General features: G+C 42.8%; 15 protein-coding genes. 5 read left to right on the top strand and 10 right to left on the bottom strand.

Features of this window, described 5'->3' with window-relative positions:
• Window positions 1-70: 70 nt before the first annotated feature.
• The 3 genes from H9630_RS11130 (at window position 71) to cls (ending at window position 3,961) form a co-directional block, all read left to right on the top strand.
• The gene (locus H9630_RS11130) at window positions 71-901 is read left to right on the top strand and encodes a squalene/phytoene synthase family protein (protein ID WP_191715552.1); all 831 of its coding nucleotides are present in this window, start codon (window positions 71-73) and stop codon (window positions 899-901) included.
• 152 nt (window positions 902-1,053) lie between these two features.
• Complete coding sequence (locus H9630_RS11125; RefSeq protein WP_191715551.1) at window positions 1,054-2,277, top strand: ISL3 family transposase; 1,224 nt, start codon at window positions 1,054-1,056, stop codon at window positions 2,275-2,277.
• 229 nt (window positions 2,278-2,506) lie between these two features.
• Entirely contained in the window at window positions 2,507-3,961 is a 1,455-nt protein-coding gene (gene cls / locus H9630_RS11120; RefSeq protein ID WP_191715550.1) for a cardiolipin synthase, read from the top strand.
• A 93-nt stretch (window positions 3,962-4,054) separates the two neighbouring features.
• Here the strand turns inward: cls and H9630_RS11115 are convergent, their stop codons facing one another.
• From H9630_RS11115 to H9630_RS11095, 5 genes are all read right to left on the bottom strand, one after another.
• Window positions 4,055-4,885, bottom strand: a complete 831-nt coding sequence (locus H9630_RS11115) for a M15 family metallopeptidase (protein WP_191715549.1) — start codon at window positions 4,883-4,885, stop codon at window positions 4,055-4,057.
• 402 nt (window positions 4,886-5,287) lie between these two features.
• Window positions 5,288-5,533, bottom strand: coding sequence for a hypothetical protein (locus tag H9630_RS11110; protein WP_191715548.1), 246 nt, complete (start codon window positions 5,531-5,533; stop codon window positions 5,288-5,290).
• A 53-nt stretch (window positions 5,534-5,586) separates the two neighbouring features.
• A complete protein-coding gene (gene yidC / locus H9630_RS11105; RefSeq protein WP_191715547.1) occupies window positions 5,587-6,366 on the bottom strand; it encodes a membrane protein insertase YidC in 780 nt (259 codons plus the stop codon).
• Between the two features lie 163 nt (window positions 6,367-6,529).
• A complete protein-coding gene (locus H9630_RS11100; RefSeq protein WP_191715546.1) occupies window positions 6,530-7,315 on the bottom strand; it encodes a helix-turn-helix domain-containing protein in 786 nt (261 codons plus the stop codon).
• 331 nt (window positions 7,316-7,646) lie between these two features.
• Window positions 7,647-8,549 (bottom strand): diacylglycerol/lipid kinase family protein, encoded by a 903-nt coding sequence (locus H9630_RS11095; protein ID WP_225218495.1) that lies wholly within the window; start codon window positions 8,547-8,549, stop codon window positions 7,647-7,649.
• 102 nt (window positions 8,550-8,651) lie between these two features.
• Here H9630_RS11095 and H9630_RS11090 point away from each other — a divergent pair, with 102 nt between their 5' ends.
• Window positions 8,652-9,782, top strand: a complete 1,131-nt coding sequence (locus H9630_RS11090; protein ID WP_191715545.1) for an MFS transporter — start codon at window positions 8,652-8,654, stop codon at window positions 9,780-9,782.
• 38 nt (window positions 9,783-9,820) lie between these two features.
• Here H9630_RS11090 and H9630_RS11085 read toward each other — a convergent pair whose 3' ends face one another.
• Window positions 9,821-10,213, bottom strand: coding sequence for a hypothetical protein (locus H9630_RS11085; RefSeq protein ID WP_191715544.1), 393 nt, complete (start codon window positions 10,211-10,213; stop codon window positions 9,821-9,823).
• An 89-nt stretch (window positions 10,214-10,302) separates the two neighbouring features.
• On the bottom strand, window positions 10,303-10,755 hold the full coding sequence (locus tag H9630_RS11080; RefSeq protein ID WP_191715543.1) for a GNAT family N-acetyltransferase: 453 nt from the start codon (window positions 10,753-10,755) through the stop codon (window positions 10,303-10,305).
• Window positions 10,756-10,849: 94 nt separating this feature from the next.
• Between H9630_RS11080 and H9630_RS11075 the strand changes: the two genes are divergently transcribed.
• The gene (locus H9630_RS11075; protein ID WP_191715542.1) at window positions 10,850-11,347 is read left to right on the top strand and encodes a GNAT family N-acetyltransferase; all 498 of its coding nucleotides are present in this window, start codon (window positions 10,850-10,852) and stop codon (window positions 11,345-11,347) included.
• An 85-nt stretch (window positions 11,348-11,432) separates the two neighbouring features.
• Here the strand turns inward: H9630_RS11075 and H9630_RS11070 are convergent, their stop codons facing one another.
• From H9630_RS11070 to H9630_RS11060, 3 genes are all read right to left on the bottom strand, one after another.
• Window positions 11,433-12,020, bottom strand: a complete 588-nt coding sequence (locus tag H9630_RS11070) for a DUF4064 domain-containing protein (RefSeq protein ID WP_191715541.1) — start codon at window positions 12,018-12,020, stop codon at window positions 11,433-11,435.
• Window positions 12,021-12,467: 447 nt separating this feature from the next.
• The gene (locus tag H9630_RS11065; RefSeq protein ID WP_191715540.1) at window positions 12,468-12,749 is read right to left on the bottom strand and encodes a GNAT family N-acetyltransferase; all 282 of its coding nucleotides are present in this window, start codon (window positions 12,747-12,749) and stop codon (window positions 12,468-12,470) included.
• Between the two features lie 17 nt (window positions 12,750-12,766).
• Window positions 12,767-13,735 (bottom strand): ring-cleaving dioxygenase, encoded by a 969-nt coding sequence (locus tag H9630_RS11060; RefSeq protein ID WP_191715539.1) that lies wholly within the window; start codon window positions 13,733-13,735, stop codon window positions 12,767-12,769.
• Between the last annotated feature and the right edge of the window lie 109 nt (window positions 13,736-13,844).

Here is a 13,844-nt window from a genome sequence, read left to right as displayed (position 1 = left end):
CCATTTTTAGACCAGATAATTTTTGTACATAAGAAGAATAAACGTCAATCCACAACAGGAGGAAATTGAGATGAGCAAAGTTTCGAATTTACAGAAAGAGTCCTTGCTTATGCTGAAAGAAACAAGCCGGACCTTTTTCATCCCAATCAGCTTTTTGGAATCTACCTTAAAGAAAACAGTCGGTTCTGCTTATCTTTGTATGCGGGCGATTGATGAAATTGAAGACCATCCGGAGCTTGAAGATCAAGTGAAAATCAACCTGCTGCGCAGCATTCAAGAAATGCTGGCTACAGATTTTGATGAAATCCGCTACTTGGAACTCGTTTCTCCTTATGAAGCATCCCTGCCCCCTGTCACTATGCGTTTAGCTGACTGGATCAGTGTCTGCCCTGAAGAAATAAGAGGAAAAGTGATGGAGTCCACTGCCATCATGGCCGGGGGCATGGCCAAATGGGTTGAAAAGGACTGGGTTATCAAAACAAAAGAAGACCTGGATGAATATACGTATTATGTAGCTGGCCTTGTCGGAACGATGCTTTCGGATATCTGGCGCTGGTACGATGGAACAGAAACAAATGATGACCACGCCATTGCTTTCGGCCGTGGATTGCAAGCTGTCAACATGCTGCGCAATTACGATGAAGATTTCGAACGGGGCGTCACGTTTGTTCCTGAAGGCTGGACGCGCGAAGATATGTTCAACTACGCTAAAGACAATTTGGCAAAAGCAGACCTTTACGTCAAGCCGATCAAAAACAAACGAATTCTCATGTTCTGTAAAGTTCCGTTAGCTTTAGCCCATAGTACGTTGAAAGCATTGAAATCCGGAAAAGAAAAGATGAGCCGCCAGGAAGTCGAAGGCATCGTCGAACAATTGAAACAAGAAGAACGTTTAAGTTGATTTTTCCGGCCTCGCTTTATCAGGAGGCCGGTTTTTTTAGGTTCTACACTAAATATTGGGGTGTTCACACAATTTAACCAAAAAAAGGCACGCAATCTCCAACTTCTTTTATACTTGAAATGTCGAGTAACAAGTAAAAAAAGAGGAGATGCGTGCACATGAATTTTACCATGAATATTCCCGGTTTAAAAGATGTGATCATCACAAAAATGGAACAGGTGGAGGACCGTGTGGCCCTGCATGTGGAGCTGGAGGTGCAGCTACACCGGTGTCCGCGCTGCCAGGAGAAGACCCGGCGCGTCCATGATTACCGAATCCAGAAGATCAAGCACCTCAAGTGGTTTGAACGCCTGACCTACCTGTTCTACAAAAAGAGACGATACGTGTGTGGGGCGTGCGGTAAGAAGTTCGCCGAACAGAACCCGTTCATCGAGCGTTACCAGCGGTTCTCCAAAGAGTGGAACCAGGCCGTCCAGGTGCGCAGCGTCAAAGCGAAAACATTCAAGGAAGTGGCCGGGCAATACGGCGCTTCCGCTTCGACCATCGTTCGGCGTTTCGACAGGGTGGCGCTGCAGGAAGTCGCGGAAACCGCAAAACTGCCGCACGTCATCGCCATTGATGAATACAAAGGCGACACGCGGGAAGGAAAATACCAGCTGATTATCGCCAATGGCGAAACGAGAGAACCGATCGATATCCTGCCCAACCGGAAAAAAGCGACCATCAAACAGTACCTCCAACAGCACGGGGCAGCGGTGAAAATCGTCATCATGGACATGAGCCCTTCCTTTAAGGCCGCGGTCCGCCAAGCACTTGGCAAACCGGTGATCATCGCCGACCGCTTCCATTTCTGCCGGTACATCTACTGGGCCCAGGATGGGGTCCGGCGGCGCGTACAGAAAAACTGGAACGACTATGATCGGAAAAAGGGCAAACGGATGCGCTATGTCTTTTACAAAAACAGCGCGAAGTTAACGGAAGAGGACCGTTGGTACTTGAAGCGATATCTCGAAATGGACGATGAGCTCAAACGAGCTTACGAACTGAAGGAAGCGTATTGCCTCTGGTTCCAGGCAAGCAAAAAAAGAGATCCCGAGGAGCTCCTCGAGACCAGAACAGGCTTACTTGAATTTTATCAGCTGGTGACGGCGTCCGGCATTCCGGAGTTCCAGAAAGCCATCGGCACGTTCCGGAATTGGCAAACCGAGATTTTGAACAGTTTTGCGTTCCCTTATTCCAACGGATTTCTGGAAGGCATCAATAACCTGACGAAAGTCATCAAACGGAACGCGTTCGGTTTTCAGAATTTCGAACGCGCCCGTGCTAAAATACTTTTGACACACAAGTACAAGAACATTGGAGTTCACGTTGGTTAGGGTGAAGAGATTTTCACCTCACCCCAACATTTGACGGAGAACCTTTTTTTAAATCTTTTAGTTTTCCCTTCAGACAAGAGGAAGTTTTTTCTATACCATTAGTTTCTTCTCTCTATAACCCGGGTAGTTTATACTTGAACTATCCAAGAAAAAGCGAGTAATTCCGCTTGAAACCCTTAATTTTATTGGTTTGGTTTCTCCCATAGATTGATAAGTTAGGAGAATGACAATGACTGTAACTATTTTCAGTGTATTAACTGCCGCGATTTTCATATTCAACGTTATTCTGGCAGCAGCTCTGGTCTTCTTAGAAAGACGGGATGCCTCTTCCACATGGGCATGGCTGCTGGTCCTATTTTTCATTCCTATTTTAGGATTCTTTATTTACCTGCTTTTGGGAAGGCAGCTCCGCAAGAAAACTCTTTTTAAATGGGAAGGCAGCAAACGCGTCGGTATTGAACACTTGATCGCTACGCAAATGAACGAACTGCATGACAACAGTTTTGAATTTCAGGATCCCAATGCAAAAAACTATACGGACTTGGTTTACCTCCACCTTCGCAACAACGGAGCTTTGTTGACACAAGACAACAACTTGCAGATCTTTAATGATGGTCGAAAAAAGTTCAATTCGCTTCTTCAGGATATCGAAAATGCCACTGATCACATCCATATCCAATATTATATTTTCCGTTTGGACGAACTGGGCAACCGAATTGTAGATGCTTTGACTCTTAAAGCTAAAGAAGGCGTTAAGGTTCGCTTGCTTTATGATGATATGGGTTCCAGAAGAATAAGCAAACGCCTGTTCAAGAAACTCACGGCGGCAGGCGGAGAAGTCGAAACCTTCTTCCCTTCCATCTTGCCGATTATCAATCCGCGGCTCAATTACCGAAATCACCGGAAAATCGTGGTGATTGATGGGGACGTCGGTTATCTCGGCGGCTTTAATGTCGGAGATGAATATTTAGGGCTTAGCCGAAAATTCGGCTATTGGCGGGATACGCATCTGCGAATAACTGGAAGTGCCCTTTACCCATTGCAGACGCGTTTCATCCGAGACTGGAACCAAGCATCTGCGCGTCATGATATCGAATATGACGAAGCTTACTTTCCAGTAAAACAGGAAACAGGAAACACTTCCATGCAGATTGTTTCGAGTGGACCGGATGAAGAATGGGAACAGATTAAGGACGGTTATTTGAAGCTCATCAACTTGGCGCGCGATTATATCTACATACAAACTCCTTACTTTATACCGGATGCCAGTTTCTATGATGCTATCCGCATTGCGGCTTTGTCAGGAATCGATGTTCGGATTATGATTCCAAACAAACCCGATCACCCTTTCGTTTATTGGGCTACTTATTCCTACGCTGGCCAAATGTTGCGCGCAGGAGCCCGCGTCTTCATCTATGACAACGGCTTTCTGCATACAAAAATGATTGTTACAGACAACAAAGCGTCTACCGTCGGCACTGCTAACATCGATGTCAGAAGCTTTAAATTGAATTTCGAAGTGAATGCATTCATTTACGATGAAAAAGTATCCACCGATCTTGCAGAACTATTCCACCGGGATATGAAGCTTTCGACGGAATTAACCTATATGATGTATTTGGACCGCACCCGCATGATTAAAACCAAAGAGTCGATTGCCCGTTTACTGGCGCCTATTTTATAACAATAGAAAGTTACGACTTAAAAAATGATAAAGAGTCCCCAATATTTTACTCAAAGAAAAACGTCTCCGATAAACCGGAGACGTTTTTCCTTTCTATACACCTAAATATTCTTCAAGCGTGATTCCTTTTTGATGAATTTCTTCAGCAATTTCTTTCCCTACGTAACGGAAATGCCAAGCTTCATGCATATACCCTGTAATGTGTTCACTGCCTTCTGGATAGCGAAGGATGAACCCGTATTCGTGGGCGTGCGCTTTCAGCCACTTGCCTCCTTCAGTATCACCGAAGGACGAGGAAGCCCAGTGCTGTTCTTGGCCTGCTTCACCGATATCAAATGCGAGGCCCGTCTGATGTTCCGAATAACCAGGGCGCGCGCTGTAGCGGTCTGCCGCTTCTTGGCCGTCTTTTGCTGTGTAGCCTTCATATAATTGCTTTTGGCGTGCAAAATCGCGATACGTGCTGAATGCATTCAGGTTGAGGCCATCTTTAGCAGCTGCCGCTTTCATGGTTTCAAAAGCTGCACGTGCTTCCGGGACTTCTCCAGGAGCGTATGTTGCAGGCAATGGATGCTGCTTATTGGCGATAAGTACACCATTGATTAAAGTGGGCTCTGCGGGCAGCACACTGTCTTCAGGATAAATGGTCGCATCTGCTTTTTCTTCTGATGCCGGTTCTTCTTGTGCGGGTTCTTCTGTTTCTTTAGGTTCAGCCGGTATTTCTACAGGCTCCTCTTTCTTCATCTCTTCAGCGGGTTCTTCACTTGTCATCGATTCTGCTAAAGCTGTCATGCTTTTTTCCATATCCCAGTCATGTATGTAAAACCACGCCGCTGCTAAAACAGCCATTATTGCTGACAAACTAATCACCATCCATTTTATATAGAACTTTTTATCTTTTGGTTTTTTTGTACCCATAGATTTCATACTAGGCCTTCCTTCTATCAGCTTCTTTATTATTCTATCATTCTTGTTGGTGGATTTCTTCCGTAACAAGTAGCATTTTTCCCAAGCTTTTTTCTTCTCTAATGGATCGAATTTTTTCTAGAAAAGAACTCTTCGAACAATCTGTAAACAGTTTTGACTCACTTAAAAATTTAACGGCCATTATTTTTACTTATATTTATTTAAACACCCCCCTAAGCCCCATGTTTTTTACGAATAACTAAGTATAAACACATAAGGAGCTGTAAACATTGAATCATATATCGGAACGTGATATCCAGGTGTTGATGAACCGGTTGGATACACTATTAGAAGAACGCTCGAAAGAAAAGTACGAATACATAGAAACAGCGCAATCTCAATGAGATCGCGCTGTTTTTCATTCTACATTAAAATGGTTGCCAACACGACAAAGAACAGCAGTCCGAAAATGATAGCCATACCGAGCATCCATTTTGCCTCCCGGTGCATTCCTTGTGCTTTCATGTGTCGATAACGAAAACTGTTTGTCAACACAAACAACAGCGTCATAAACAATACTGCCACTTCCAGGTAACCAAAGATCAAGAAGGTCAAGGCAGTGATACTTAATAAGGCAATGCCTATTCCCTGTATAAGTTTCATATTCATGTAAGTATCTCCCCAAAAAAGAAAACCGGCAATATTTGCCGGCCTCTTCTAAATTATTTTTTATCTTCTACTGCTTCAAGCGCTTTTTCCGGATGATTCGAATAGAATTTACGGCCGATGAATGTTTGGATGATCAACAAGATTCCTCCAACTGCCCAGTAAACCGGTAAAGCTGCCATCGATGTGAATGAAATGAACATAATCATAATTGGAGAAATGTAAACAAACAGCTTCATCTGCTTTTGCTGTTGTTCTGGCATCGTCCACAAAGATACTTTGGCTTGGAAGAAGTAAACCGCACCAGCAATCAATGTCATGATAACATCCGGTGAACCCAGGTTAAACCATAGGAATTCGTGTGAACGGACATCTGGCGAGTATAGAATGGCAAAATAAAGACCCATGATGATCGGCATTTGGATAACAACAGGCAAACAACCCATGTTCAAGGGGTTTACCTCATGCTTTTTGTAAAGTCCCATCATTTCCTGCTGCAATTTCATCTGTTCTTCTTTATCTTTCGTTTCTTTCAAACGCTTTTGGATATCTTCCATTTCAGGACGCATCTTATCCATCTTGACTTTCATTCCTTGCTGGCGTTTATAGGTACGCAGCATGAATGGCATTAACACCAAACGGATAATAATGGTAATTACAACAATAGCCATACCATAACTACCGCCGAACAATCCCCCTAAATAATCCAATGAGAAATCAAATGGCTTCACAAAGATGGAATAAAAGAATCCTTCTTTGTTTTCAACAGCGGCACATCCACTCAATAAAACAGCAGCTACCGCCATCATCATCAATAATGTAATTTTCTTTTTCAAATTAGTCACCTTCACCTTTTTCAACTACTAAGAAGTATAACGATAAGCGCTGCAAAATTCAATCCGTGAGTAAAAGACCGATGGATTTTTTCATTTTTGTGACGAAATTACGGCATGTCTTCTTCCTATTCGTATGCAAGAAAAAAAGGAGAATTTCTTCTCCTTACTTGGCATTCGGCAATGTATAGCGGAAATACGGAATGTGCTGGCTGTCACGGAATTGCTTTGGTGTGACGGCTGTGTATTTTTTAAAAATCCGCGTAAAGTAACTTTGGTTGCAGAAGTGGAACTGCTTGGAGATGTCTGAAATGCCTTTATCCGAATGGCGAAGATAGTATTGCGACTCTTCCACACGACGGACATTCAAATATTCAACAAGCGTAATGCCGGCATGTTCTCTGAAAATACGTGACAAATGGCTGGTTGAAATATTAAAATGCTTAGCAATTTCTTCAACAGACAAATCGCGTTCTACTTCGTCATTGATGTAAATAACGACTTTGTTGACGGTTTGGTGCCCGAAAGAAGGTTGCTTGCGTTCAGAAATGATCGATACAAAAAATTCAATCAGCTCATCTGCAACGAACATGAATTCAGAGTCGTTCATATGTTTGTCCACTAACTCTACGCAAGCGGAGTTAAAGGCAAATGCTTTCTTAGGTGGTACACGCATTTCATAAAGTTTACGTGCCATAACGGAAGATAGGATGATGAAATAATTGCGGATAGAGCGGATGATATCTTTTTCTGGACGAAGCGAAAGCATATCAATCAATTCTCTCAATGTTTCTTTTGCCCGCTCTTTTTCCAAATGGTGAATTTCATACATCAATTGCGTTTCAATTTCAAAAAACTTATCCAATCCCTCAACCTGGTTTAAGTTTTCTGTCTCGTTCATAAATATTTTTGAAATCGTTTCTTGTATAGATGGTGCAGTGATAAGATTCATCGTTTCCCCGTCTTTCTTTGTACAAGTTTGTGCTGCATCTCTCAACTATATACTGAAATAGCGCAAAATAATAGAGATATGCTGCTATTATTGTATATTTTTTATGTAATTTGCTCTAGTATAAAAAACACAGTCTTGCGCCTTCAGTAACGTTTTAATACAAAATTTATACTATATTAAACGAAATCGTTTTAAAAAGGTTCCATTCCTACTTTTAAAAACTCGATTTTAACAGAATGACAAAACAAGCCACAGCAGAAAAATGACTTGTCCTGTATTCCTGTTCCGTACGCCATCGTTTCAGCCCCTTTAAAGGGTGAATTCCATTTTTTTATTCCCCGGCATCATCGGGTGGAATGAGTGCACGTATATGCTGCGGCAATACCTCAATCATGAAGGGAGTCGTGCACCCTTCGTCACCATCAATATTACAGGACATCGGTTCATTCGTTTTAATGGACACTTTGGTCGTATGGACTGCTTCCACCGCTGGATCTTCTTCCAGTTTTCCTCTTAGCACCGAAGTTGCAATGCGGAGAAATGCCGGCAGAGCTGCATTTTTCACGATATACAGATGCAACAGGCCGTCATCCGTTAAAGCTTCAGGGGCTAATTTCTCAAAGCCACCTACTGAATTGGTCAATGCGACCAGCACCAGTTTTGCTTCTCCCGACCACGTTCCATGGTCATGCTCAATTTCAAAGTATGTTTCTGTATCTGCTGTAATGGCTTTAACGCCTTCAATAAAATAGGCCAATGCTCCCAATTTGGTTTTCTGCTCTGGATCCACATCATACGTGGACTCGGCAATATCACCAATTGCCAAGATATTCATGAAGAAATGCTCTCCAACCTTGGCAATGTCTACGCGCTTTTCATATCCTGTTTTAAGGGCTTCAATCGCTTCCGGCGGGTCGAGTGAAATTCCCAATGCACGCGCAAAATCGTTGACGGTACCAAGAGGGATCAAGGAAAATAAAGGTTGATGCTCTTGCTCTGCTATTCCTGATACCGCCTCATTGATGGTGCCATCCCCACCCATGGCTACAACAAAATCATATTTCTTTTCACAGGCTTCAGCTGCAAAATGCGTGGCATCTTTCGCTTTTTCCGTTTCTCTTGTATCGACTTCATATCCCATGGATGCAAGTGTTTCTTCTACTTGCTCCCGGTATTCGGACGCACGCTCTTTTCCTGCAGATGGATTTAATATGAACATTGCTTTTTTCATCATCAGACCTCCGATGGTATAATACGGCTATAGTTATATTCGTCCCTTGCCTTGGGGTGAGCAACTCCAGAAAACTGCAATTTGTTCAGGAAAGTAGGAGCCGCCTTGCGTATTTTTATTTATCTCATTATCTTCTTTGCTTTTTTTGATTTATTTGCCCAGCTGCCCATCATGAGCACGTATGCAGTGTCTTTAGGCGCCAGTCCCTTTATCGCCGGATTGGCGGTGGGCATGTATTCGCTTTCCAATACATTCGGAAACGTCATTTCCGGTATTTTTTCCGATCGTAAAGGACCTTTTAAGATTTTAGTTGTTGGCCTATTATCTACGAGCTTTGCATTGTTCAGCTATTCAGCAATAGAAGGTCCTTACAGCCTTTTAGCTATCCGCTTTTTCCACGGAATTGCGGCAGGACTGACTGTTCCGGCTGCCTTCACATACTTAGCCAATCGGACAGAAAGCACTAAACGAGGAAAAGGCGCAGCGTTGTCAGGTGCATTCGTCGGGCTCGCCGCTATCGTCGGTCCAGCTTACGGCGCAGTATATACCAGCCGCAATGACGTTCCACAAACCATGTTTCTTACCGGTATGCTGATTTTGCTGATTGGCATAGCTGCATTTTTCTTGTTGCGGCAAACAGCCATAACCAAAAACAAAACGGCCAGGAAAACTGTTGCGCTCATGGATATTCTGAAAAACAAAGGGTTGATCCGCTCTTTTTCAGGCGCATTCTTTCTGATGTTTTCCCAAGGGGTTTTGGCCTATATGCTGCCGCTCAAAGTCGAAGCGCTTGGTTTGGATTCTCAGCTGAGCGGTCTGTTATTAAGCGTTTTCGGAATTTCAGCTATTCTAGTTTTTCTGCTCCCCATCAATCGCATTTTTGATGTCACAAAACCTATCTATACTTTAATCATCGGCTTTACTGTGATGGGTGCATCGCTGCTTTTTCTGAGTGCAGCATCCATTGAATCCCTATTGTACGCTAGCATGGGTACGTATGGAATCGGCTTTGCTCTGCTGTTTCCTTCAATCAATTCTCTGTTGATTGATTCAACGGATGAAGCATCGCGCGGACGGGCTTATGGGTATTTTTACGCGTTCTTTTCCATCGGTGTTGTTGCTGGTTCAAGCATTACAGGAGCATTTGCTTTAAACCCCAATCAAGGATTTATCGTCAGCAGCCTTCTCTTATTGGCAATCGCCTTATTGAATGGGTTGACGGTTAAGAAAGAATAATCGGCAGTAAAAAGGATGGTCCTGGACCATCCTTTTTCTTATAAGTTATCTGTGCTTATTTTATTTTCCGGAGATGCTGATGCCGTATTTTCAGCTTTTTCGCTGCCGACATCGTTTGATGATAATTTTACGTCATCCTTCTCTTTGTCCTGTTTTTTCTGTTGCTGCTCGTTGTAATACTGGACACTTGCGGAAGCTCCACCTTCAGCGACCATTTTGTTTTCACGTTTTTCGGTAGTGCTTGGCGTATCCGTGGTTTTTGAAATCGGGTTGCCGTCTTTATCCAGGTTTTGTGATTCCATGTAAGAGTTCACCTTCACTTTCGCTTCATTAAAAGCCTTTGTGGCTTTTTCGCGGTTTTCAGGGTTTTTGAAATATGCATATGCTCCCGCAGCTAATCCTGCTAATAAGAGACCTCTTCCTCTTGCCATTTACAGCACTCCTTCATCAATCAATTTGGTTATTACAATATATTTACCCTTTTTTTATGAAGCTAATCCTTTATTGTATGTCAAAAGTATTACATTTTGCTGTTCGTTAATTTCATATCCACATGCGGAATGCCGTCTTCGTCATAGCTTTCAGAAATCGGTTGGAATCCGAAAGATTGGTAAAACTCCTGAAGATAGACTTGCCCCTGCAGTTGAATTGCCGGGGCCTTCCACTCGGTTAGTATGTAATCAATACTGTGTTCAAGCAGTTGCTTGGCCAATCCGCGTCCTCTGGCTTCTTGTCGGACAATGACTCTGCCAATGGATGGCAGGTCGTACTTTACACCACCTGGGACTAGACGTGCATAAGCTTGGATGACCCCATCTTCAGTGTAAAGCAAATGAATGGATTGCTGATCCAGATTGTCCAGCTCGGGGTATGGACAGTTTTGTTCCACTACAAATACATCAACTCGCAGCTTCAGTACCTCATATAGTTTTTTTGCCGTCAACTCTTCGAAATAATAGGTCTTCCAGTCCATATTCAGCACCCTCCTTTTGTTTCTATTATTCCACATTAGTGGCTATTGGGCTGTATTTTTGATATGATTACAAAAAGAATTTAGAGGTGATTACATGATTCGTACCGGTACATCTGCAGATATTGCATCTGTTCAAGAGATTGCCAAAGTTAGCTGGAATGATACGTATGCCGGAATCATTCCCTCTACCATCCAACAAAGCTTTTTAGATAAATCCTATTCTACTCCGATGATGGAGATGCGTTTAAAGAGAACAATCATATTGCTTGCGGAACATGAAGGCCAGCCCGTCGGCTTCGCCAACTTCACGAAAGTCGATGAAGATGGTGATGCCGAATTGATCGCCATCTACATGAAACCCGAATTTCAGCGTTCGGGTTATGGCAAACAATTGTTGAACAGCGGTTTGAGCTATCTGCTCAACGGCAACCAGCTCTTTGTTTATGTCGAAAGCGAAAACAGTAAAGGCCGCAACTTTTATGAAGCAAATGGCTTCGAGCTGCTGGAAGAGTTCGAGGAATTATTCGAAGGCCATCCACTGCAAACAGCCAAATACGTTTACAATTTGAAAACAGCTGCCACTGCTTTATAGGCAGCTGTTTTTTGTGCACTCATCAAAATAGGCACCTTGGCAACTATTGCCAAGGTGCCTATTCGTTCTTTTAAAGCTCATTCACTTACAACGGACGATAAGGTGTATCGTCGTCATTGCGTGTTGTGGTTGTGTCATCGCGGCGCAATTCATCTTCTCGACGAACGGATTCTTCTTTGCGGCGCAGCTGATCTTCCTGGTACTTGAAGTCATCATCGCGCAAGTTTTGATTGTTTGATATACGCGGTTTGCGGACAAAGCACATAATAGCGGCAATATAGAACAAGATAGATGTTAACGATAGAAGTCCGGCAAATAATCCGGCAAGAATAAAGAAGACTCCTGCCATAGACGCTTTTCCTCGTTTACGGAGATTGACCAAAGCAACAATAGCGAAAATTGTACTTAACGCCAACAGCGCAATTAATACCCATCCTACGATATTGAAGCTTGAAGACATCATATCAATAACCATTTGTGCTTCTTCCGGATTGGAGAATGCAGGATCTGCCATAATTTCGTCTTCTATATATTGTTGGAACTCCGGTGTACCTTGAACACTCGAATAACTCGCCATTCCAAATCCGATTAAGGCAATTGCTAAAATGTTAAAGACGATGCCGATGATCCCGAGCACTTTTTCTCCCGCTCTGTTAACTGTTTCTTGATTCATTCATTCCACCTCTTCCTATAGTCTCTTATCAGTATACGTACAAATAAGGATTTGGTTACTTAATTATTCTGTTCCCTTAAAAAAACTAATAAAACCTGTAAAGACTGTCCAGCATTCCGAGTAGATGAACCAATGGACTTTTGTCAAAAAAATGTTTAATGACGTTTCAAAAGGGTAGAATATTAATAACAAAGATTTGAAAGGAGTTCTAAAAAATGGAAAAAAATCTAATTTTTAGTCAAGCTGATTTTATGTATGGTGTTGGAGGAGCTTCAATTTTAACTGCCATTGTATTCTTTATGACAAGCATTTAAAAACGGAGGTAACGAATGATCAATTACATATGTATAACATAGCAAAAGCAATCCACTCAACTGATAGAGGATTGCTTTTTGCGTGCCTAAAAAATTCAGCAAAGCCGAAAACCTTCACCAAAGTGTAGGTCCTTTATATTTTAACGTCATCGTATTCTTTATAGCGGTCAAAAGCCGTTACAGCATAAGAACAAACCGGCTCCATTTTAAAGCTGTTTTCACGGGCATAGTCGGCCGCCCGATCTAATAGTTTTTTGGCAAGTCCCTGATTGCGCATTGATTCGTCTACAAAGGTATGTTCAATGACCATAACATTCGCTAGTTCCGTCCACGTAATTTCCGCTTTTGTTTGGCCTTCTTCTTCAAGCCGATACGCAAATTCGTCACTGCCTAATTCGATTAATTTAAAATCCATTTCCATTCTCCTCCTATTCATTGATTAATACTCAACGGACGAAGAGATGCTTCGATTTGAGCACGTTTAGGCTCTAAAAACGGAGGCAATGCCAAGGTTTGTCCTAAAGCGTCCATCGGTTCGTCCGTTGCAAAGCCTGGCTCATCTGTTGACAGTTCAAAAAGAATGCCATTAGGCTCACGGAAATATATCGCTTTGAAATAATAGCGGTCTACTTCTCCGGAAGTCATAAAACCATTGGAACGCAAGTATTCATTCCATTTGCTGTAGTCTTCGTACGTTTTGACACGGAACGCCACATGGTGGACGCTGCCTCGTCCCGGTCTTTCGGGCGGTAGGTCTGAACGTTCCTCTAAGTGTATTTCGCCAGCGGGACCGCCTTTTCCTGTCGAAAAGACTAAAATATCTTTTTGCCCGTCTACTGTGGACGGATAATGGCCAATTTGTTCAAACCCCATAATATCTGTCAGAACGGCAGCTGTTTTATCGCTTTTTCGGACCGTCAAGCGTACATGGCCTAATCCGACAATGGCGAACTCTTCGGGAATACCGGCTTTTGTCCAAGGGATACCATGCTCAATGCCACTCCCATCATCAACAACCAGCATTAATCTGGAACCTTCGAAATCCTGGAAAGTCAAAGTTGGACGATTAAAACGCTGTTCAATTTTTCCGTGTGGAACTTCAAATTCATCAAAACGCGCAAGCCAATAATCCAACGCTCCTTCATTTTTTACGCGGAACGCCGTATTGCTGATGCTCGAAACACCTGGATGCGTACGTCCAGCCATTGGAATATCAAAGTACGTCATATCTGTGCCTGGGGTTCCGACCGCATCTGCATAAAATAAATGATAGGATGACGGATTGTCTTGGTTAACGCTTTTTTTCACTAAACGCATTCCTAAGATCCGTGTAAAAAAGTCATGATTGGCATCGACGTTGGCTGTTAAAGCTGAAACATGGTGAATTCCTTCTAATTTCATATCAATTTCCTCCTAATTATCTTGAATTCGAGATATTAATTTCATATTATCACTGTCTTTTCACACGCGCAAGCTATCACACTTTAAACCAAAAACAGGCAAGCCCCAT

Source organism: Planococcus wigleyi, from assembly GCF_014836985.1.
In the GTDB taxonomy this organism is placed as follows: domain Bacteria; phylum Bacillota; class Bacilli; order Bacillales_A; family Planococcaceae; genus Planococcus; species Planococcus notacanthi.
Note: the sequence above shows the minus strand (reverse complement) of the source record. Positions and strands in the feature narration are given on the sequence as shown.